Origin of the sequence: Methylobacterium currus (assembly GCF_003058325.1) — a bacterium.
Lineage (GTDB): Bacteria > Pseudomonadota > Alphaproteobacteria > Rhizobiales > Beijerinckiaceae > Methylobacterium > Methylobacterium currus.
The window spans coordinates 5,456,781-5,475,087 of record NZ_CP028843.1; the positions used below are offsets into that span (position 1 = coordinate 5,456,781).

The 18,307-nt window shown below is 72.1% G+C and carries 12 protein-coding genes, 1 tRNA gene and 3 pseudogenes; 6 read left to right on the top strand and 10 right to left on the bottom strand.

Annotated elements, in window-relative coordinates; translation table 11 throughout:
- Positions 1–11 precede the first annotated feature (11 nt).
- The 4 genes from DA075_RS25170 to DA075_RS25185 form a co-directional block, all read right to left on the bottom strand.
- Positions 12–956, bottom strand: coding sequence for an isoaspartyl peptidase/L-asparaginase family protein (locus DA075_RS25170; protein ID WP_099955554.1), 945 nt, complete (start codon positions 954–956; stop codon positions 12–14).
- Positions 953–1,882, bottom strand: coding sequence for a MurR/RpiR family transcriptional regulator (locus tag DA075_RS25175; RefSeq protein WP_099955555.1), 930 nt, complete (start codon positions 1,880–1,882; stop codon positions 953–955). Before DA075_RS25175 ends, DA075_RS25170 begins: the two co-directional genes overlap by 4 nt.
- Before the next feature lie 547 nt (positions 1,883–2,429).
- Positions 2,430–3,635, bottom strand: a complete 1,206-nt coding sequence (locus tag DA075_RS25180; protein ID WP_099955556.1) for an ABC transporter substrate-binding protein — start codon at positions 3,633–3,635, stop codon at positions 2,430–2,432.
- Between the two features lie 129 nt (positions 3,636–3,764).
- Positions 3,765–5,033 carry an MFS transporter gene (locus DA075_RS25185; protein WP_099955557.1) on the bottom strand — a complete coding sequence of 423 codons (1,269 nt, stop codon included), beginning with the start codon at positions 5,031–5,033 and terminating at the stop codon, positions 3,765–3,767.
- A 214-nt stretch (positions 5,034–5,247) separates the two neighbouring features.
- Here DA075_RS25185 and DA075_RS25190 point away from each other — a divergent pair, with 214 nt between their 5' ends.
- Both DA075_RS25190 and DA075_RS25195 read left to right on the top strand, forming a co-directional pair.
- Positions 5,248–5,784 carry a carboxymuconolactone decarboxylase family protein gene (locus tag DA075_RS25190; protein WP_099955558.1) on the top strand — a complete coding sequence of 179 codons (537 nt, stop codon included), beginning with the start codon at positions 5,248–5,250 and terminating at the stop codon, positions 5,782–5,784.
- The gene (locus DA075_RS25195; RefSeq protein ID WP_099955559.1) at positions 5,781–6,698 is read left to right on the top strand and encodes an NAD(P)-dependent oxidoreductase; all 918 of its coding nucleotides are present in this window, start codon (positions 5,781–5,783) and stop codon (positions 6,696–6,698) included. Before DA075_RS25190 ends, DA075_RS25195 begins: the two co-directional genes overlap by 4 nt.
- Before the next feature lie 30 nt (positions 6,699–6,728).
- Here DA075_RS25195 and DA075_RS25200 read toward each other — a convergent pair whose 3' ends face one another.
- From DA075_RS25200 to DA075_RS38615, 4 genes and pseudogenes are all read right to left on the bottom strand, one after another.
- Positions 6,729–7,037 (bottom strand): putative quinol monooxygenase, encoded by a 309-nt coding sequence (locus DA075_RS25200; protein ID WP_099955560.1) that lies wholly within the window; start codon positions 7,035–7,037, stop codon positions 6,729–6,731.
- Positions 7,038–7,154: 117 nt separating this feature from the next.
- Positions 7,155–8,537 (bottom strand): MFS transporter, encoded by a 1,383-nt coding sequence (locus DA075_RS25205; protein ID WP_099955561.1) that lies wholly within the window; start codon positions 8,535–8,537, stop codon positions 7,155–7,157.
- Positions 8,538–9,482: 945 nt separating this feature from the next.
- Positions 9,483–9,558 (bottom strand) — tRNA-Thr (locus DA075_RS25210).
- Positions 9,559–9,840: 282 nt separating this feature from the next.
- A pseudogene (locus tag DA075_RS38615) lies at positions 9,841–9,918 on the bottom strand (hypothetical protein); the annotation flags it as partial.
- Positions 9,919–10,176: 258 nt separating this feature from the next.
- On the opposite strand from DA075_RS38615, the gene DA075_RS25220 reads away from it, so the two are divergent.
- Complete coding sequence (locus DA075_RS25220; protein WP_164712483.1) at positions 10,177–11,013, top strand: alpha/beta fold hydrolase; 837 nt, start codon at positions 10,177–10,179, stop codon at positions 11,011–11,013.
- A gap of 142 nt (positions 11,014–11,155) precedes the next feature.
- Here the strand turns inward: DA075_RS25220 and DA075_RS25225 are convergent.
- Positions 11,156–11,588 (bottom strand): annotated as a pseudogene (locus DA075_RS25225) (DDE-type integrase/transposase/recombinase); the annotation flags it as partial.
- A 62-nt stretch (positions 11,589–11,650) separates the two neighbouring features.
- On the opposite strand from DA075_RS25225, the pseudogene DA075_RS38215 reads away from it, so the two are divergent.
- The 3 genes and pseudogenes from DA075_RS38215 to DA075_RS38225 all read left to right on the top strand — a co-directional run.
- Positions 11,651–12,103: pseudogene (locus tag DA075_RS38215) on the top strand (EAL domain-containing protein); the annotation flags it as partial.
- Between the two features lie 188 nt (positions 12,104–12,291).
- Positions 12,292–12,501 (top strand): EAL domain-containing protein, encoded by a 210-nt coding sequence (locus tag DA075_RS38220; RefSeq protein ID WP_276330917.1) that lies wholly within the window; start codon positions 12,292–12,294, stop codon positions 12,499–12,501.
- Positions 12,464–12,709, top strand: a complete 246-nt coding sequence (locus DA075_RS38225) for a DUF418 domain-containing protein (RefSeq protein WP_099955563.1) — start codon at positions 12,464–12,466, stop codon at positions 12,707–12,709. Before DA075_RS38220 ends, DA075_RS38225 begins: the two co-directional genes overlap by 38 nt.
- Before the next feature lie 58 nt (positions 12,710–12,767).
- Here DA075_RS38225 and DA075_RS25240 read toward each other — a convergent pair whose 3' ends face one another.
- Positions 12,768–18,053 carry an alpha-2-macroglobulin family protein gene (locus DA075_RS25240; RefSeq protein WP_099955564.1) on the bottom strand — a complete coding sequence of 1,762 codons (5,286 nt, stop codon included), beginning with the start codon at positions 18,051–18,053 and terminating at the stop codon, positions 12,768–12,770.
- Positions 18,054–18,307 lie beyond the last annotated feature (254 nt).

Consider the following 18,307-nt stretch of genomic DNA (forward strand, 5'->3'; position numbering starts at 1 on the left):
GGCCGTCACCGTCAGAAGATGGCGGTCGTGGGAGCGTCGCCGGCCCGGACGAGGCCGCGATACATCCCCGTGGTGTTGAACGGCATGGCGACGTGGCCGCGCGCATCGACGGCGATCAGGCCGCCCTGCCCGCCGAGGGGGGTGAGCGCGTCGCGCACCACGGCCGCAGCGGCGGCCTCCAGGTCGAGCCCCGCATAGGCCATGCGGGCGCAGACGTCGTAGGCGGCGGCAGCCCGGATGAAGACCTCGCCGGTGCCGGTGCAGGAGACCGCGGCGGTGCGGTCGTCCGCGTAGGTGCCGGCGCCGATCAGCGGCGCATCGCCGATGCGGCCGGGCCGCTTGTTGGTCATGCCGCCGGTCGAGGTCAGCGCCGCGAGGTGACCGTTGCGGTCGAGCGCCACCGCGCCGACGGTGCCGAATTTCTGCCGCTCGTCGAGGGGCGCGCGCTCGTCGTGGTCGAGGCTGACCCGCCCGCCGGCCTGTGCGGCCTCGAGCTGGCGGCGGCGCGCCTCGGTCGAGAAGAAGCCGGGCTCGACCATCTCGAGCCCATGGGCACGGCAGAACGCCTCCGCCCCCGCCCCGGCCAGCAGCACGTGCGCGCCGTCCTCCATCACGGCCCGCGCCGCGCGGCCGGGCCGGCGCACCCGGGCGAGGCCCGCGACCGCCCCGGCGCGTAAGGTGGCGCCGTCCATGACCGAGGCGTCGAGCTCGTGGGTGCCGGCGCTGGTGAAGACCGCGCCGTAGCCGGCATTGAACAGCGGGCACTCCTCGAGGCGATCGACCGCGATGGCGACCGCTTCGAGCGCGCTGCCGCCGTCGCGCAGGCAGCGTTCGCCGGCGGCCAGGATCTCGGCGAGGGCCGCGTGGTAGGGCGCCTCGTCGGTGCTGCCGGCGGCGGGCCGCGCGATCGTGCCGGCGCCGCCATGGATGACGAGGACGGGGCGGGTGTCGGTCATGGCTCGGGATCCGGGTCGGAGGAGGGGGTGAAGCCGCCCTTGGGAGGCCATGCTGCGTAATCGCCATCGAGCCAAGGCAGGACCGATTCGGTGAGCCGGGTCGCCGCGGCGACGAGTTCGCCCGAGGCATGCGCCACGGCGCTCGACAGGGCCTCGACCAGGGCGGCGAGGCTGGCGTCGGAGGCGGCGAAGTAGCGGCTGTCGGTGCGAACGCAGAGCATGATCGTGGCGCGCGCCGCGACCGGCGAGTGCGGCCCGTCGGTGAGCGCCAGCACGCTCGCGCCGCTCTCTCGCGCCTGGGAGGCCAGCCGCACCGTGTCGGCGAAGTAGCGCGGCGTGGCGAGCACGATCACGAGGTCGTCCGCCGTCAGACGCCTCAAGGCGCGGGCCGCGAAGGCCGGCCCCTCGACCGTGGCGAGCAGGTGGACGTCCTGGCGGGTGAGGTCGAGGTTGCGGGCGAGCAGCCCCGCCGGCCAGGACGAGCTGCCGAATCCGACGACGTAGACCCGCCGCGCCGACCTGATCGCCGCCACCGCCCGCTCGCAGGCCCCGGCATCGAGGCTGCTCCGCGTCGCCTCCAGGTTGCGCGCGATCGCCGCGAAGGTCGCGTCGATCACGCTCGCCGGATCGGCCGGCCGCTCCAGGTCGCCGCGCAGCTTCTCCACCGGCGCCAGAGCCCCCTCGAAACCGAGGACCAGGGCGGCGCGGAACTGCGCGTAGCCCTCGAAACCGAGGGCGCGGGCGAAGCGGTTGGCGGTCGCCACCGAGACGCCGACAAGCTCGGCCAGCTCGGCGACCGGCAGGGTCGCGGCTTTCAGCGGGTGGGCGAGCACGTAGCGCGCCACCTCCCGGTGGGACTGGCTCAGGCTCGGGAAGCTGCGGGCGATCCGCTGCGCGACCGAGGCGTCGTCGGAAGGCGCCGTCACGATGCCGCTCTCCCGCCCGCTCTCCCGCCCAGGTGATCAAAAAATCTCATGGGCGCGATAGTGGCGAGATTTTTATGCCGAATGCAAGCCTGTGAGTGCCTGGATTGCAGGCACGCTTCGCCCGCCGCGCAAACAGGCGAAGGCTGCTGCTCTCCCGGTCATTTCGGAGTGCTGCGGATGGAGGTTCCGGTGTTTCGGTGCCGGTCTGGAAGCCTGTGCGACTGGCGGTGCGTCCCGTGCACCTCCAGCGAGGCTCCCGCTCGTCCCGGAGCGACGGGCCTGCCATCGCGAGGGCGCGCGGCGGCGGCGCCTTCGTTCAAGCCGTGGAGGCCGCTGCGGTCACCGTTCGCGAGGCGACGCTGCTCGTCCGCATGGTGCGGTCGTCGCGCCTTGCCGCGGGCTGGCGGCCCTGTCCTGTTCCTGCGTGGGTTTCGCCACCGGCGGACTCGTCCCTGGCCCGGCCCACGCGGCGCGTCCGGGAGCCCGCGCGATCCCGACGGACCGCGCGGGCAAGTTTCGTCAGCTCATCATCGCCGGGCCTATGCCGTCAGCTCTTGCCCACGAGCGGGCAGCCGCCCTGGTTCATCGGCTTGAAGGCCTGCTCGCCGGGGATCGTGGCGAGCGTGTTGTAGACGTCCCAGGGTCCCTTCGACTCCGACGGCTTCTTGACCTCGAACAGGTACATGTCGTGGATCGTGCGGCCGTCGGCCCGGACCATGCCCTTGCCGAACAGCGGATCGTCGGTCGGGTTGGCCTTCATCCACTCCATGACGGTCTTGGGGTCCTTCGACTTCGTCGCCGCGACCGCCTTCAGGTAGTGCATCAGCCCGCCATAGACGCCGGCCTGGTTCATGCTCGGCATGGTGCCGTTCGCCCGCTTGGCGAAGCGCTCCGAGAAGGCCCGGGTCCCGTCGTTCAGGTCCCAGTAGAAGGCTTCGGTGAGCACCAGCCCCTTGGCGATCTCGAGGCCGAGCGCCTTGGCGTCCTGCGCGTAGAACAGCAACGCCGCGAGCTTCTGCCCGCCCTCCGTGATGCCGAACTCGTGGGCCTGCTTGACGGCGTTGATCGTGTCGCCGCCGGCATTGGCGAGCCCGATCACCTTGGCGCGGGAGGCCTGCGCCTGCAGCAGGAAAGACGAGAAGTCGCTCGCCGGGAACGGCACCTTCGCCGAGCCGAGGACCTTGCCGCCGCTGCGCGTGACCACGGCGGCGGTCTCGTTCTGGAGCGACTGCCCGAAGGCGTAATCGGCGGTCAGGAAGAACCAGGTGTCGCCGCCGCGCTTGACCATGGCACCGCCCGTGCCGTTCGCCAGCGCGTAAGTGTCGTAGGTCCAGTGGATGGTGTTGGGCGAGCATTGCGGGCCGGTGAGGTCGGTGGTACCGGCGCCCGAATTGATGAAGATCTTGTTCTTCTCGCGCGTGACCTGGCTCACCGCGAGGGCGACCGACGAGGTCGGTACGTCGAAGATGGCGTCGACGCCGTCCCGGTCGTACCATTGCCGGGCGATTCCGGCGCCGATATCCGGCTTGTTCTGGTGGTCGGCGGCCACGATCTCGACGGTGACGTCCTTGCTGATCGCCGCGAAATCCTCCGCCGCCAGCTGCGCCGCGGCGACCGAGCCCTTGCCGCCGATATCCGAATAGACGCCCGACATATCGTTCAGGACGCCGATCTTGACCTTGGTCTGCGCCAGGGCCGGCAGCACCGACAGCACGAGGCACCCGGCGGACAAGAGCAACCGCTTCGTGAGCATCAAGATTTCCTCCCGGTCGATCTGTGTTATCGGCGCAGAAGGCGGCTTTCGACGGTGATCGTCAAGCTCGACGATCGGACGTCGTATGGTCTGCCTTCATCGGCGTGCCGTCCGGCACTTGACGCGGAACTAATGCCTCGGCCATCCGTGATCCGTACCCGGCGCGATCCGCGCGCAGACCAGGAACAGGCCCGCGACGCCGAACGCGACCAGCGTCGAGGCGAGCAGAGCGGCGAGCGGGCCGGCGAGGGCCGCGCCGGCGACGTCGCCGAGATTCATTGCCGCCATGTAGATCTGGAACTGCGTCGCCGAGGCGGATCCCGTGCGGCTCGCCAGCAGCACCGCCGGCAGCAGCGCGACGTAGAGCAGGGCCGGCACCACGCTGGCGAGACCCAGGATCACGGGGCCCAAGGCGGTCTCCAGTCCGGCCGCGATCAGCGCGCCCGCGATCCCGAACGCCGCCGCGCAGGCGAGGAGGAGGAGGCGCAGGGCCCGCCCCGGCCCGATGCGGTCGATGGTGGCGCCGAGCCCCGCCGCCCCGATTGTGCCGCCGAGGAGCGCGAGCAGCGCCTGCAGGCGCGAGAGGCTTTCCGCGTCCCAGCCATGGACCTGCACCAGCGCGACGGCGAAGGGCACCTGGAACAGCGCGAGCCCGAGATCGATGCAGAAGCACATCGCCAGCAGCAGCGCCGCGTCGCGCCGCCGGAACGAGGCGAGGAGCCGCTGCGCGACGGCGACGGTCGTTGGAGCCCGCCTCCGCTCCGGCATGCGCCAGCGCAGGGCGAGGAGCGCGTCGCCCGGCGCTTCTCGCACGAGGACGGCGGCGAGGGCGAGCGGCGTAGTCAGGCCGAGGAGCGCGCCGGCCGCCGCCGGAAAGCCCTGCGCCGCGAGGATCCCGGCGAAGACCGCGCTCCCGGCGGCGCTGCCGATCACGAAGCCGGCCCGGGTCGCGGCGCTGATGCGTCCCAGTTCGTCGGTCGGCACGCTGTCGGCGATCATGCGGTCGGTCGCGGTGTCGGCGAGCGACGCGGCGAGGCTGTGCAGGGCGAGGACGAGGCTGATCGCGGTCAGGCCCGCGCTGGCGCCGAGGAGGAGCAGGCCGGCGAGGCTCGCCTGCGCGCCGAGGAGCGCGAGGACCAGCCAGGCCCGGCGCGGACCCATGCGGTGGGGCATCGCCCGGTCGATCACCGGTCCCCAGAGCAGCGGTTGCAGGATCCACGGCAGGCCGACCAGCGCGAGGTGGCGGCCGATCTCCGCCGTGGAGGCGCCGGACGCGGCGAAGTGGTTGGCGAGGGCCGTCAGGCCGAAGCCGGCCACGAGCCCCTGATCGAGATAGAGGAGCGTGAACAGGCAGAACCGCCAGCGCGATCGCCGCAAGCTCGGCGGTTCCTGATGCATCCGTCGGTTCCCGATCGTCCCGGGCGGGCCGTCCGCCTATCGAACCGCGAACCCCGCCAAGGTTCCCCGCCACGGCTCCCGTCCAAGTCTCCTTGTCCGGAGTCTCCTTGTTCGAAGGTCCCCCGCCAAGGCTCCCATTCCCGGGCCCGTTCCCCCTCCGCCGCGCGCGGTTCCTGGTGTACCGATGCCGGATCCACGGGAGGAGACAACCAGAATGGCCCGCATCCCCTACGCCGACACCACCCGGCCGGACACGGCCGCGCTCGCCGAGCGGATCGTCGCCGAGCGGGGCGAGATCCTGCACCTCTACGCGATGCTGTTGCACAGCCCGCCGGTCGCCGAGGGCTGGCTCGCCTTCCTGACCGCGATCCGCCAGCGCTGCGAGCTGCCCGGCGACGTGCGCGAGCTGGTGATCGTCCAGGTCGCGCATCTGAACGGCGCCCGCTACGAGGCCGAGCAGCACGTGCCGATCGCCCTGCGCGAAGGCGTGACGCAGGCCCAGCTCGATGCGCTGCCGGACTGGCAGACGGCGGAGGTGTTCGACCCGCGCGAGCGGGCGGTCCTGGCCTATTGCGACGCGATGACCCGGACAATCCACGTCGAGCCCGCGATCTTCGCGGCGTTGCGCGAGCATTTCGACCCGCGGGCGATCGTCGAGCTCACGGCCACGATCGGCGCCTACAACATGGTGTCGCGGTTCCTGGAGGCGATCGGGATCGACTCCGCCGACGACAAGGGAGGGGGCCGATGAGCCGCCGCATCGCCGTGATGGGCCTCGGCCAGATGGGCTGGCCGATCGCCGTCAACCTCGCCCGCAAGGGCGACGGCACCGAGACGATCGTGGCGGTCGATGCCGATCCGGAGAGGATCGCCGGCCTCGCGGCGCCGGGGATCACCGTCACGACCGACACCGGGGCGGTCGCGGGCGCCGACGTGCTGTTCCTGTGCCTGCCCGACGGCGACGTGGTGGAGGCGGTGCTGTTCGGCCCCGGGGGACTCGTCCCGCACCTCGCGCCGGGCGCGACGGTGGTCGATCTCAGCACCATCGCGCACGGGCAGGCGGTTCGCCTCGGCCAGGCGCTCGAGGCGCGGGGATTGTGTGTCCTCGACGCGCCGGTCTCCGGGGCGCCGGCCGGGGCCGAGGCCGGGACGCTCACGGTGATGTGCGGCGGCACGGAAGAGACCTTCGCGGCGATGAAGCCGCTGCTCGCGCGCATCGGCGCCCAGGTGCTGCATATGGGGCCGCTCGGCAGCGGCCAGCTCACCAAGACGATCAACAACGTGATCTACGACATCAACATCGCGGCGCTCGCCGAGGTGCTGCCGATGGCGGTGGCGATGGGTCTCGACCCTTCGCTGCTGGCGAACGTGGTGACGACGGGCACGAGCCGCAGCTACGCCTCGCAATACTTCGTGCCGCGGATCCTGCGCGGCGAGTTCGACGAGGGCTACCCGCTGGGCAAGGCCTACAAGGACCTCGTCAGCGCCGCCGCGGTCTCGGTCGGGCGCGGCTTCCCCATGCCGGTCACGGCGGCAGCCACCGCGACGTACCAGATGGCCCTGCGCGCCGGCCATGGCGAGCGCGACAAGGGCGCGATGGTGCTGCCCTTCGAGGCGATGCTGGGGGTCAAGGTCCGGGCGCCCTCGGAGCGAGGCGAGGGTTGAGGGCGCCGGGATGCGGGCGCCCGGCCTGCCTCAGGTCGGCGACAGCACGTGGATCGCCCGGTGGACGATGTGGTCCTTGGTCTTGGCCCCGTAGGCCGCCATGTGGGGCGCGGCCGCGTGCGCCATCAGGGCATCGAGGCTGGCCCATTTCTCGATCACCACGAAGGTGTCCGGCCCGAACGGCGCCTGGAACGGGCCCACGCCCTCCGTGTCGATCGCCGCCCCGTACTCGATGCAGCCCTCCTCGGCATGGACGGCGGGCACGTTGGCCCGGAAGGCCTCCAGCACCGTGTCCCGCTGACCGGGCTTGGTGGTGATGATGGCGAGGACGTGGATCATGGCGGTCTCCTCCGTGGTGAGCGTTCGTCGCTTGATGCACCCGGACGACGTCACGTCGCCGGATCTCCCCTCCCGCCCGGGAGGGAAACGGTGATCGGCGGGCTGGGACGCCGGGGATCACGCCGCGCCCTGTCCCGGCCGCACGACCAGCCGCGACACGCTGACCACGCTGGCGACCCCCGCGAAGGCGGCGCCGAGCCCGAGCGCCAGGGCCGGGCCGTGGGCCGCCGCGACCGCGAAGCAGGCCGCCACCAGGGCCGCCCCGGTGGTCTGGCCGAGGAGCCGCGAGGTCGCCACGATGCCGCTCGCGCCGCCGGCGCGGGATGGCGGCGCGCTCGTCATGATGGCGCGCAGGTTCGGCGCCTGGAAGAAGCCGAAGCCGGCCCCGCACAGGGCCATCCGCCAGGTGAGTTCGACGACGCTCGGCTCGGCCGGCAAGGCCGCCAGGGAGGCCATGCCCAGCGCCAGGATCGCGAGCCCGATCCCGCCGAGCAGGCCCGGCGGGTAGCGGTCGGAGAGGCGCCCGGCGATCGGCGCCATCAGGGCGACCACCACCGGCCAGGGGGTCATCAGGAAGCCGGTCTCGACCTGCGAGCGCCCGAGCGCGTGCTGGAACAGGAACGGCAGCGACACGAAGGCGAGCCCCTGCGCGGCGAAGGAGCAGACCGAGGTCGCGGCCGACAGCGCGAAGAGCGGGCGCTTGAGCAGGTCGACCGCGAGCATCGGGGCCGGGTGATCGGCCTGGCGGCGCAGGAGCGCCACGCCGCAGGCGAGCGCGCCGGCGAATTCCGCCAGCACGCGCCAGAGCGGCCCGGCATGGGCCGCCTCGCCGAGGCCGAGCACGAACAGCGCGAAGGTGGCGGCGTTGAGGAGCGCGCCGCCGTAGTCGAAGGCGTGGCCGGCCCGCCCGGTCTCCGGCAGCGCGCGCCGAGCCAGCGCCAGGGCCGCGAGGCCGATCGGCAGGTTGACGGCGAACAGCCACGGCCAGGGCGCCGCCACCAGGATCAGCGAGGCCACGGTCGGCCCGAGCGCGAAGCCGACGCCGACCACGAAGGCGTTGAGGCCCAAGCCCCGCCCGAGCTCGTGGATCGGGTAGATGAAGCGGATCAGCGCGACGTTGACCGCCATGAGCGCGCTCGCGCCGACCCCCTGCAGGACCCGGGCGGCGACGAGCGCCGGCAGCGACCAGGCGAGGGCGCAGACGAGCGAGGCCAGGGTGAACAGCGCGAGGCCTGCGACGTAGACCCGCCGCTGCCCGACGATCTCGCCGAGGGCCGCGATCGGCAAGAGCGTCGCCACCACGGCGAGCTGGTAGGCATTCACGATCCAGACCGAATCGGCCGGATCGACGCCGAGATCCGCCGCGATGGTCGGCAGCGCGGTGTTGGCGATGGCGGTGTCGAGCGTGGCAAGGGCCACGCCGGCGAGCACCGCGGCCATCGCCTGCCGGCGCTGGGCCGGCGGCAGGCCCTCGCGGGGGGGCGGTTCGGGTTGCGTCATGTCCGGAGCGGGACGGGGGGAGGGGGCAGGGTGCGACACCGGCCCTGAATGTGTCCCGGAGGGCCGGCTGGCAAGCGGTTTGAGAGCGCCCGACAGAACGGCGCGTCCGCTGGGACGGGCCTAGAGGTGCACGTGGCGTTGTGCGTGGCGGAATGGGGTACAGGCGGAGCGTCGCCGCCGCTTCGTCGGCCCGCTTCGACAAGGACTGGCCACTTTGCCTCTACCCGCCGCGCTCCGATCATCAGGGCCCGCCTCGTGCCCCTGCTATCGTCAACCGTTAGTCCGGCGCGAATCACGACCCGCTTGTGGCCAGCGAATGACCCCGTCACATATCTATCGGCGACACGCTTGAGCCTATGTCGCAACAAGGCGGATGCCACCTTGATGTGACGATAGTTACTGGCGCATCACCCCGTCACGACAGGGGTATTTGAGAGATATTCCTGTTCGGATCGGCCAGCAAGGTGCCGACAACAAACCATCAAAGAAACGGATAGGTGATGCACAAGGCGCACGCAAATACAAGTCGATGGATCGTCAAATTAAAGCCTGATGTACCAAGCTTACTTATATCCGAATTTATGACAAAGAATTCAAGCTTATATATTAATGCAATCCCAAGATTTGCGCCTTTGGCTCATGATTCTATTATCTTGGTTTTATCCAAGGCTCGCTCTTGATTAATTTTAAGATTGATGTGAGAGAATCAGTACGCATCCCGATAGAGACAGGTTGTAACGAGCGATGGGCCGGAGTGAAACGGCATGCGTCGAATTCATAATTCTTCAGCACACGCACCAAGGCTTGCCGTAGGCATGTGTCCTACGCGCGAACGCAAGCATCCCGCGCGATGTTTTTTGAGGACGGCAGGTCAGATGATCGGAGACGGCCGGCCAGTGCCTGACAACGCTGAACGAGCGGCTTTAGGTCTTTGAAAAATAATAATGGTGCCGCAAGAGGGATTCGAACCCCCGACCCCCTCATTACGAATGAGGTGCTCTACCAGCTGAGCTATTGCGGCTCCGACGGGCCGGCGGGGCCGGCGGTCAGTGGCGCCCTCATACCTGCGGAGCGCTGGCTTGGCAAGGCTCTCGGCAAGGCTCTCGGCAAGGCTCTCGGCAAGGCTCTCGGCAAACCTCGCAGGACCACGAGGCGGGGTGCACGGGTTTGGGAGGCGGGGCGGCCTGGAGGTCGTCGTTGGATCGGTCTGCCCGGGATTGCGGGGAAACGCGCCGTCACGCGCGATCCTCTCCTGCGCGCGAGTCGCCCCTATGACGTACTCGATGACCACCCGGATGGAGGCTCCTTTGCGCTCCGGGTCCCACGCCGCGCGCAGGCATGCGGTGACCTCGTCGACGTGCACCGGCCCTTCGACCGTCACGACATGCTCGCCGAGATTCGGAGGGCGCCCCTCGGGGCCGCAGATCGGGTTGTGCTCGGCGCACCGCCCACGACCAGGCCGCCCTGTGCCGCGGACCGCAGGGGCGACTCCGCCCCATTCCTAGTTCTCGCATCGTGTCTGCCGCCGAACCGGTGGTCCCTTCGGCATCGGGCGTCCGTGGCCGGCGGAATGTTGCCCAGGTATGTTAGATCCTACTGGCCGGCACGGCGCGCCGGCTCCGCGGCAGGAGAGCCCCCGATGAGCTTCGTGACCACCGGCGACGGCGTTCAAATCTACTACAAGGATTGGGGGCCGCGGGAGGCGCAGGCCATCGTGTTCCATCACGGCTGGCCGCTCTCCTCCGACGACTGGGACGCGCAGATGCTGTTCTTCGTGGGTCGCGGCTACCGGGTCGTGGCGCATGACCGGCGCGGCCACGGCCGTTCGTCGCAGGTCGCCGACGGGCACGACATGGATCACTACGCCGCGGATGCGGCGGCGGTGGTGCACCAGCTCGGCCTCGTGAACGCGATCCATATCGGCCACTCGACCGGCGGCGGCGAGGTCGCCCGCTACGTCGCGCGGCACGGCGAGCCGCAGGGACGGGTCGCCAAGGCCGTCCTCGTCAGCGCCGTGCCGCCCCTGATGCTCAGGACCGAGGCCAATCCCGGGGGCTTGCCGATCGAGGTCTTCGACGGGTTCCGCGCCGCCCTCGCCGCCAACCGGGCCCAGTTCTTCCTCGATGTCCCGACCGGGCCGTTCTACGGCTTCAACCGGCCGGGCGCGCCGGTCCAGGAGGGTGTCATCCGCAACTGGTGGCGCCAGGGCATGATGGGCTCTGCCAAGGCGCATTACGACGGCATCAAAGCCTTCTCCGAGACCGACCAGACCGAGGACCTGCGGGCGATCTCGGTGCCGACCCTGGTGCTCCACGGCGAGGACGACCAGATCGTCCCGATCGACGCGGCCGGCCGCAAGTCGGTGACGCTTCTGCGCAATGGCACGCTCAAGACCTATCCGGGCCTGCCGCACGGCATGCTGACGACCCATGCCGAGACCCTCAACGCCGACCTTCTCGCCTTCGTGACGGCGTGACCGATCCGGACGATCCGGCCCCACCAGCCCCGGGCCGTCCGGTCCCGTCACGGGGTCAGGCCGCGCCCCGGCCCTGCGCCCGGAACCTCTCGGCGTTCGCCAGTGAGCCGCTCCGGGTTTTTCGGAGGCTGATTGGCTTGGGTCAGGCGGCCAAGGCCCGGTCGCCGACGTGAGCATCATAGCGCGCTTCGGCCTCGGCGGGAGGGACGTGGCCGATCGGCGCGAGGAGGCGACGGTGGTTGCACCAGTCGACCCACTCCGGGGTGGCGTACTCGACGGCTTTCACGGAGCGCCATGGGCCGCGCCGGTGGATGACCTCCGCCTTGAACAGGCCGTTGATCGTCTCCGCCAAGGCGTTGTCGTCGCTGTCGCCGACGCTGCCGACCGACGACTCGATCCCTGCTCCGGCCAGACGCTCGGTGTACCGTAGAGCTAAGTATGGCGAGCCGCGGTCCGAGTGGTGCACCAGCCCGCTGCCTTGCACAGGGCGACGCTCGTGCAGGGCCTGTTCCAGCGCATCCAGCACGAAGCGCGCGTGTTGCACGACGGGAAGCCCGCCAGCCGACGGCGCGCCGACCTCGCCCTCTCCAAGGCGAAGGCGGACGGCAGGAGCGCGGCCCGCGCCTTCGACCCCGCGATGGACCTGGCGCTCGCGGAGCGACGGCTGGAGGCCGACCTGCGCCGCGCCGTCGCGCGGGACGAATTGGTGCTGCATTACCAGCCGCAGGTAAGGCCCGGCCAAGGACCGCACTTCGAGGGACCGCCCCTCGGAGGGCAGCTCGTCGGGTTCGAGGCGCCGGTGCGCTGGCAGCACCCGTCGCGCGGTCTGGTGCCGCCGGGCGTGTTCATCCCGCTCGCCGAGGAGACCGGCCTCGTCGTCGCCCTTGGCGAGTGGGTCCTGCGCGCCGCCTGCCGCGAGGCGGCTTGCTGGGCGCGTCCGCTCAAGGTCGCGGTCGACCTGTCGCCGCGCCAGTTCCAGCAGGTCGACCTGCCCGAGCGCGTCCTGGCGATCCTGACCGAGACCGGCCTGTCGACGGACCGGCTCGAGATCGAGGTCACCGAGACGGTCATCATCGACGACTTGGCCCGCGCCATGACGGTCCTGCGCCGCCTGAAATCGTTCGGGATCCGGATCGCCATGGACGATTCGGCACCGGCTACTCGTCGCTGGCGACCCTGCAGGCATTCCCGTTTGACGCGATCAAGATCGACCGCTCCTTCGTCGCCAGCTCGAGCGGCGCCCGGCCGCGGCCGTGATCGTGCGGGCCGTGCTCGGCCTTGGGGCGCAGCCTCGGCATCGGGGTGGTGGCCGAGGGCGTCGAGACCGAGGCGCAGAGGCGCTTCCTCATCGAGGAGGGATGCACGGAGATGCAGGGCGACCTGTTCGGCAAGCCGCAGCCCGTCGCGCAGCTCGCGGCCTTGATGGCCGGGGAGAGGGCATTCGCGGAGGATCGAGGGGAGACGGGCAGGCTGGCGGCGAACGGCTGACGGGCCGGCGCGCGCGCTTCTCTACGGTTACGGGCTCGGGCTGTTCGGCAAGCTCGGCCTCACGGCCGGATTGGGGATCGTGCTCGCCCTCTACGCCGCCCAGGTCGCCGGCAGCCGGCTCTGGCTCGCGCCGTCCCGTTACGGCCCACTGGAATGGCTGTGGCGCGTCCTCATGGACGGGCGCAGGCTGCCGATGCGGCGGGCCTGAGCCGACCCGCCGTCTTCCGTCCGTCGATCGCGACGGGCGCGGCCCCAGGTCTCCGGGGTTACCGCGCCGCCCCCACCTCCAGCGTCCCGAACGCCGTGCGCCCGTAGCGCTCGGGCCGGTACATGTCCTCGATCGTCGCCGCCGGGTGGACGTAGCGGCCGGGGGTCACCGCCCGCACCGTGTAGGCGACGCTGAAGAAGGCGGATTGGCTCGGGTCGCGGTCGTAGGCCGCCACGAAGCGGTCGTCGCGGAACTCGGTATGGGTGGGCTTCACGTCGGATTTCGCCCAGGCGAGGCCGGCGGTCGCGTCCGCATCGAGGAGCTTCGGGTTGTCGATCTCGAGGCCCGCCGGCAGGCGGTCGACGAGGAGCAGGCGGCCGGCGCTGGCCTTGGCCTCGGTCACCTTCACCACCACCACCAGGCGGTCGTTCTGGCGCAACGCGGCGAGGTCGGCCGGACCGCCGTCGAGGCGGTGGTAGCTACGCTCGATCGTGTAGCCCTTCGCCGCCGCGGGCTCCGGCACCGCCGGGTTGCCGGAGATGCCCAGCGCAAGCTGCACCGGGGCGGTGCCGCGATTCGTCACCGTCACCGGCTTCGCCTCCAGGGCGGCGCCCGGAAAAGTGCGGTAGAGCGCGCCCGGGACCGGCGCGCCGTCGAGGGCGAGCGAGGGCACGTCCTTGCCCGCGTCCTTCGCGAGCTCCGCCGCGGCCAGCACCATCCAGGCCTGTTCCTGGGTGCTGGTCGGACGGCCGGTCTCCCGCTCCTCGCCCACCACCGTGCCGAGGGAGCCGAGGGCATCCTGCGCCACCCCGGTTTCGGCCGCGAGCGCGATCAGCCCGGCGCCGTCGCGCAGGCGCGAGCCGTAGTCGGCCCGGTAGGCGCCGCTGTCGCGCTCGGCCCGGAGCGCCGCCACGGCGGCCTCGAAGGCGGTGCGGGCCCGGGTCCGGTCGCCGAGCAGCGCGAGCGCCGCCGCGATCTGGCCGCGGGCGAGCGGCGTCGCGAAGGAGGCGAGCTTGGTGTCGGCGAGGTAGCGCAGGTCGCCCATCACCGGCCGGCCGTTGCGGGCGAGCACGTAGGCCGCGTAGGCGAGGTCGAGGCCGCCATCGGTGACCTCGTTGGCATTCGCCACGCTGTTGCGCAGCCGGTCGAGGGCGAGGGTGAGCGCCGTCGGCGGCACGGCGAAGCCGCGCTCCCGCGCCCGGGTCAGGAAGTCCGTGGCGTAGGCGGTGAGCCACAGGTCCTCGGCATTGCCTGCCGACCACAGCCCGAAGGCGCCGCTCGCATCCTGGCGCGACAGCACCCGGTCGATGGCACCGCGCACCCGCTCGTCGGCGGTGCCGTCGAGGCCGAGCTGGGCGAGCGCCGCCAGGCGGTTGACCGAGAGGAGCGGCAGGGCCCGGCTCACCACCTGCTCGGTGCAGCCGTAGGGGTAGCGGTCGAGGGCCTGGAGCAGGGCCGGCACGTCGATCCCACCGAAGGGCGAGGCCGCGAGCGTGACGGAGCCGGTGCCCGGGATCACCTCGGCCAGGAGGTCGCTCGACACGGTCAGGCTCGCGCCGGGCGCGAGGCTGCGCACCTCGCGGCGCAGCAGCGCCCCGGTGCCGGGCTGGATCCCCAGGGCGAAGCTCTGGCCGGCCGGCTCGGAGAGCCCCGGGCCTGTCAGCCGCAGGTCGATCCGGGCGACGCCCGGGCCGGCGGCGGTGAGTGGGATCTCGACCGCCCCGCGCCCGCCCGGCTCCAGGCGAAGCGAGCGGCTGAGCGCGCCGGCCGGCACCACCACCGGCCCGGCGAGGTCGACATCCACCGCGTAGTCGCCGGCCTGTCCCTCGACGTTGTCGAGGGCGACGTGCAGGCGCGAGCGGTCGCCGACGTCGAGGAAGCGCGGCAGGGTGCCGCTCGCCACCACGGGATCGCGGATCACCACCTCGGCCGAGGCCGCCCCGACCCGGGCCGCGCTCCAGGCCGTCACCATCACCCGGGCGGTGCCGTTGAAGGCCGGCAGGGGAAAGCTCACCTCGGCCCGGCCGTCGGGCCCGACCGTGACGACGCCCGAATAGCGCGCGAGCGGCTCCTGCGCCGGCGGCGCGCCCTCCAGCTCCGCCCCGCCGGCATCGCCGCCGGAGCGGATGGCACCGAGCGTGCCCTGCATGCCGTCGATCAGGTAGCCGTAGAGGTCGCGGATCTCGGCCGAGAGCGCCTTCTGGCCGAAGAAGAACCCGAACGGATCCGGGCTGGCGTAGCGGGTGAGGTTGAGGATGCCGACATCGACCGCCGCCACGGTCACCCGGGCCTCCTCGCCGGATCTGAGCCCCGCGAGGCGGATCGGCAGGCGCAGCTCGCCGCGCGGCCGGACCTTCGCGGGCGCTTCCACGGTGACGCCGAGGGTGCGGGCGTCACGGTCGATCCCGAACCAGGCGAGGCCCAGCGCCCGGCCGGGCAGGCGCTTGGCCGCCTGGTCGAGGGGCCGGTAGGCGGTGGCGACGAGGTAGGCGCCGGCGCCCCAATCCGGCTTGACCGGGATCTCGACCGTGGCGCCACCCGCCGGCAGGTCGAGGGTGCGGATCTCGTGCACCCGGTCGCTCACCACCGCGACGGTCGCGGTGCCGGCGAATCGCGGGCGTAAGGTCGCCCTCAGCCTGTCGCCCGACGCATAGGCGTCGCGGTCGAGAGTGAGGTCGAGGAGGTCGGGCGCGTCGGCGCTCTCGGACCCGCTCCAGCCGACGCTGAACGACAGGCTCGCCGCCTCGACGCCGGACCCGCGCACCTCCAGGCGGTAATTGCCGAGCTCGACCGGCATCGCCACCTTGGCCGGCGCGCCGGCTGCGAGCGCGACGCGGCCGTTGGCGATCTTGGCGGTGGTCTTGACCGGCTCGTAGGACCAGCGCCCGTCGGCGCGGTACCATTGGTAGCGCCGGTCGACCCGCAGCAGGGTCCAGGTCGCGTCGCCGGACAGCCGCGTGCCGTCGGGCCGCGCGGCTGCCACCTCGAACGTCGCGGTCGCGCCCTCGCTCAAGCTGCCGAAGGTCTTTCGGATTCCGATCACCGGGCCGGCGGGCAGGATCGGCAGGGTCAGGCTGCGCTGCACCGCCCGGCCGCCGGGCTCGCCGACCTGGAGCGAGACCTTGGCCTCGAAGGGCCGCGGCCCGCTCGTGGCCGGCACCGGCGCCCGCACGGTGGCGCGGCCCTGCGCGTCGGTGGTGACGGGAGCGTCGAGCTCCGCCGTCACCGGCTCGACGCGCTCGTCGTCGAGGCCGGTCGAGAACTCCTCGAAGCCCTTGATGCCGCTGCGGCCGGCCGGCTGCACCGCGACCGTGCCGCCGATGCTGAGGCCCGCGCCCGGCGCGCCGTAGAGGTAGCGCGCCGCGACCGCGACGGTCGCCGGCTCGCCGGGTTTCAAGGCGGCCTCGGCCGGCGTCAGGGTCACGTCGAGGCGTTCCGGCACGTAATCCTCGACGAGGAACGTCGCCTCGCCGACAGGCGGCGCCTTCGGGTCGGTATAGGCCGCGACCCGCCACGTGCCCGCCTGGACGCCGGCAAGCAGCGGCAGCGAGAAGGCGCGGCCCCCGAGGCCCGCATCCGTCACCTGCGCCCGGCGATACTCGACCCCGTCCGGGCGCTTGGCCACCAGGGTGAGAGGCAGGGCGGGGATCGCCGCGCCCCTGGCGTCGCGCAGGAGGGCCGTCAGCTGCACCGTCTCGCCCGAGCGGTAGACCCCGCGCTCGGGAAACAGGTAGGCCTCCGCCGCGCCCGGGGCCGGCCGGCCCTTCACGCCGCGATCGGCGAGGTCGAAGGCGCTCAAACTGAGGTCGAGGAAGCCGTAATCGTCGCCGAGGCGCGCCACGACCAGGCTCGGCGCCGCCCCGCCCTCGCCGCGGGCGAGGCCGGGATCGAAGGCGGCGTAGCCCTGGCCGTCGGTGCTGCGGGTCGCCAGCACCTCGTTGTTGCGGGCGACGAGGCGGATCTCCGCCCCCTGCAGCACGCCGGCCGAGGCAAGGGAACGGGCCAGCACGTGGATCCCGTCCCGGCCCTTGAAGGCGGTGAGCCCGAGGTCCGAGACCACGAACCACTGCGTCGCCTCGCTCTCGTAGCCGCCCTCCTCGTCGGCGAGGGGAGCGCTGCCGCTCGGCCGCGCCGTCATCACGTAGAGGCCGGGCTCGACCTTGCCGACCGCCTGGAGCACCGGGAAGGCGGTCACCGCCTCGCGGTTGATCTCGGCCGGCGCCGTGTCGAGAGTGCCCTTCCAGACCTGGACGCCGCGCTCGCGGGCGATGGTGCGCAGGCCGCTCCCCGAGAGCTGGGACAGGAACTCGTCGCTGCGCAGGGCCGGCAGCAGCCCGCGGTCGCCGATGCGCACGAGCGCGACGTCGAGCTTCGGGGCGTTGACCGAGACCAGCGGAACGCCGGCCTGGCCGGTGCGGGGCAGCACGTAGTTGCGGCCGGTGAAGCGCACCTGCGGGCTGCGGTCGCGGACATAGATCTCGTAATCGGCCGCCTTGCGTAAGGCTTCGCCCACGCTGGAGGGCAGGCCCTGGCGCAGGACCACGCCGTAGCGCTCGCCGTGGCGCAGGCCGTCGACGCAGACCTGCTGGCCCTGCGCGGTCACGGCGGTGTCGGCGCCGCCCGAGACGGCGACGAAGGGCGCCACGTCGGCCTTCGGGTCGACGGTCTCCGAGAGGGTGAAGCAGGCCCGCGGGGCGGCGGCGTCGGAATCGACCTTGTAGTCGAGCACCCGGAAGCCGTGCGCGTCGCGGAGAGATTCGTAGGTCTTGGCGGTCTCCGCGTCGCCCGCGAGCGCGAGGCTCGCCGCGTAGGCCTCGAGGGCCGGGCGCCAGCTCTCCTGCTTGGCCAAGACCGCGCCGAGAAGCGCGAGCGTCCGGGCCTCGTCGGCGGGGGCGACGGCCCGCTGATAGGCCAGGTAGGCGCCGGCCCGGGCCTCCGCCTTCAGCTTCTGGTTGGCGTCGTAATCGTCGTTCTCGGCGTCGTTGGCGGTTTCCGCCAGGGCGTACCAGCTGCGCCACTCCGCCGGCTCGGCCGAGGCGGCGCGGCGGGTGGCGGCGAGCGCCCCGTCGGTGTCGTCCTTGGCCTTGAGGGTCTCGGCCTCCCGGCGCCACTGGGCGGCGGACTTGCCGCCCGCGCCGCCCTCCTCCTTCACCCGCGCCTCGAGCCGCACCGCCTCGCTGGCGAGGGTCTGGCGCACGAAGCTCTTGGCTCTCGGCGCCGGCTGCACCAGGGCGGCGCGGCGGGGCGCCGGGTTCGGGGGCTGCTGGGCCTCTGCGCCGGGGAGCAGAGTCAGGATTCCGGCCAAGCCGATGGCGACGCGACCGATCCGGGTGATGAGCGACATATCCGGCCTCGCAGCGATTCCCCGCGGGGGCGGAGCCTAAGCAGCGGTCGATCGCGGTGCAATCCGCCGTCGCCCCGAAGCGATCGATTTCATCCGGTCCTGGTCGCCGGGTCTTGTTCGCCCGGTCTTGCTCGCCCGGTCTTGCGCCGCTCCGGCTTCGACTTCGCGGGAGGCGGTCCCTCGGCCTCGAGGGGTGGACCGACGCGGACGACGCCTGGAAGTCAGGCGCCGCCTCTGCCAAGGTCCGGCGCCTG

What these genes read in the sequence shown, in the direction of transcription:
- DA075_RS25170 (WP_099955554.1), bottom strand. Translation starts at nt 956, where the DNA reads ATGACCGACACCCGCCCCGTCCTCGTCATCCATGGCGGCGCCGGCACG.
- DA075_RS25180 (WP_099955556.1), bottom strand. Translation starts at nt 3,635, where the DNA reads ATGCTCACGAAGCGGTTGCTCTTGTCCGCCGGGTGCCTCGTGCTGTCG.
- DA075_RS25185 (WP_099955557.1), bottom strand. Translation starts at nt 5,033, where the DNA reads ATGCATCAGGAACCGCCGAGCTTGCGGCGATCGCGCTGGCGGTTCTGC.
- DA075_RS25190 (WP_099955558.1), top strand. Translation starts at nt 5,248, where the DNA reads ATGGCCCGCATCCCCTACGCCGACACCACCCGGCCGGACACGGCCGCG.
- DA075_RS25195 (WP_099955559.1), top strand. Translation starts at nt 5,781, where the DNA reads ATGAGCCGCCGCATCGCCGTGATGGGCCTCGGCCAGATGGGCTGGCCG.
- DA075_RS25200 (WP_099955560.1), bottom strand. Translation starts at nt 7,037, where the DNA reads ATGATCCACGTCCTCGCCATCATCACCACCAAGCCCGGTCAGCGGGAC.
- DA075_RS25205 (WP_099955561.1), bottom strand. Translation starts at nt 8,537, where the DNA reads ATGACGCAACCCGAACCGCCCCCCCGCGAGGGCCTGCCGCCGGCCCAG.
- DA075_RS25220 (WP_164712483.1), top strand. Translation starts at nt 10,177, where the DNA reads ATGAGCTTCGTGACCACCGGCGACGGCGTTCAAATCTACTACAAGGAT.
- DA075_RS25240 (WP_099955564.1), bottom strand. Translation starts at nt 18,053, where the DNA reads ATGTCGCTCATCACCCGGATCGGTCGCGTCGCCATCGGCTTGGCCGGA.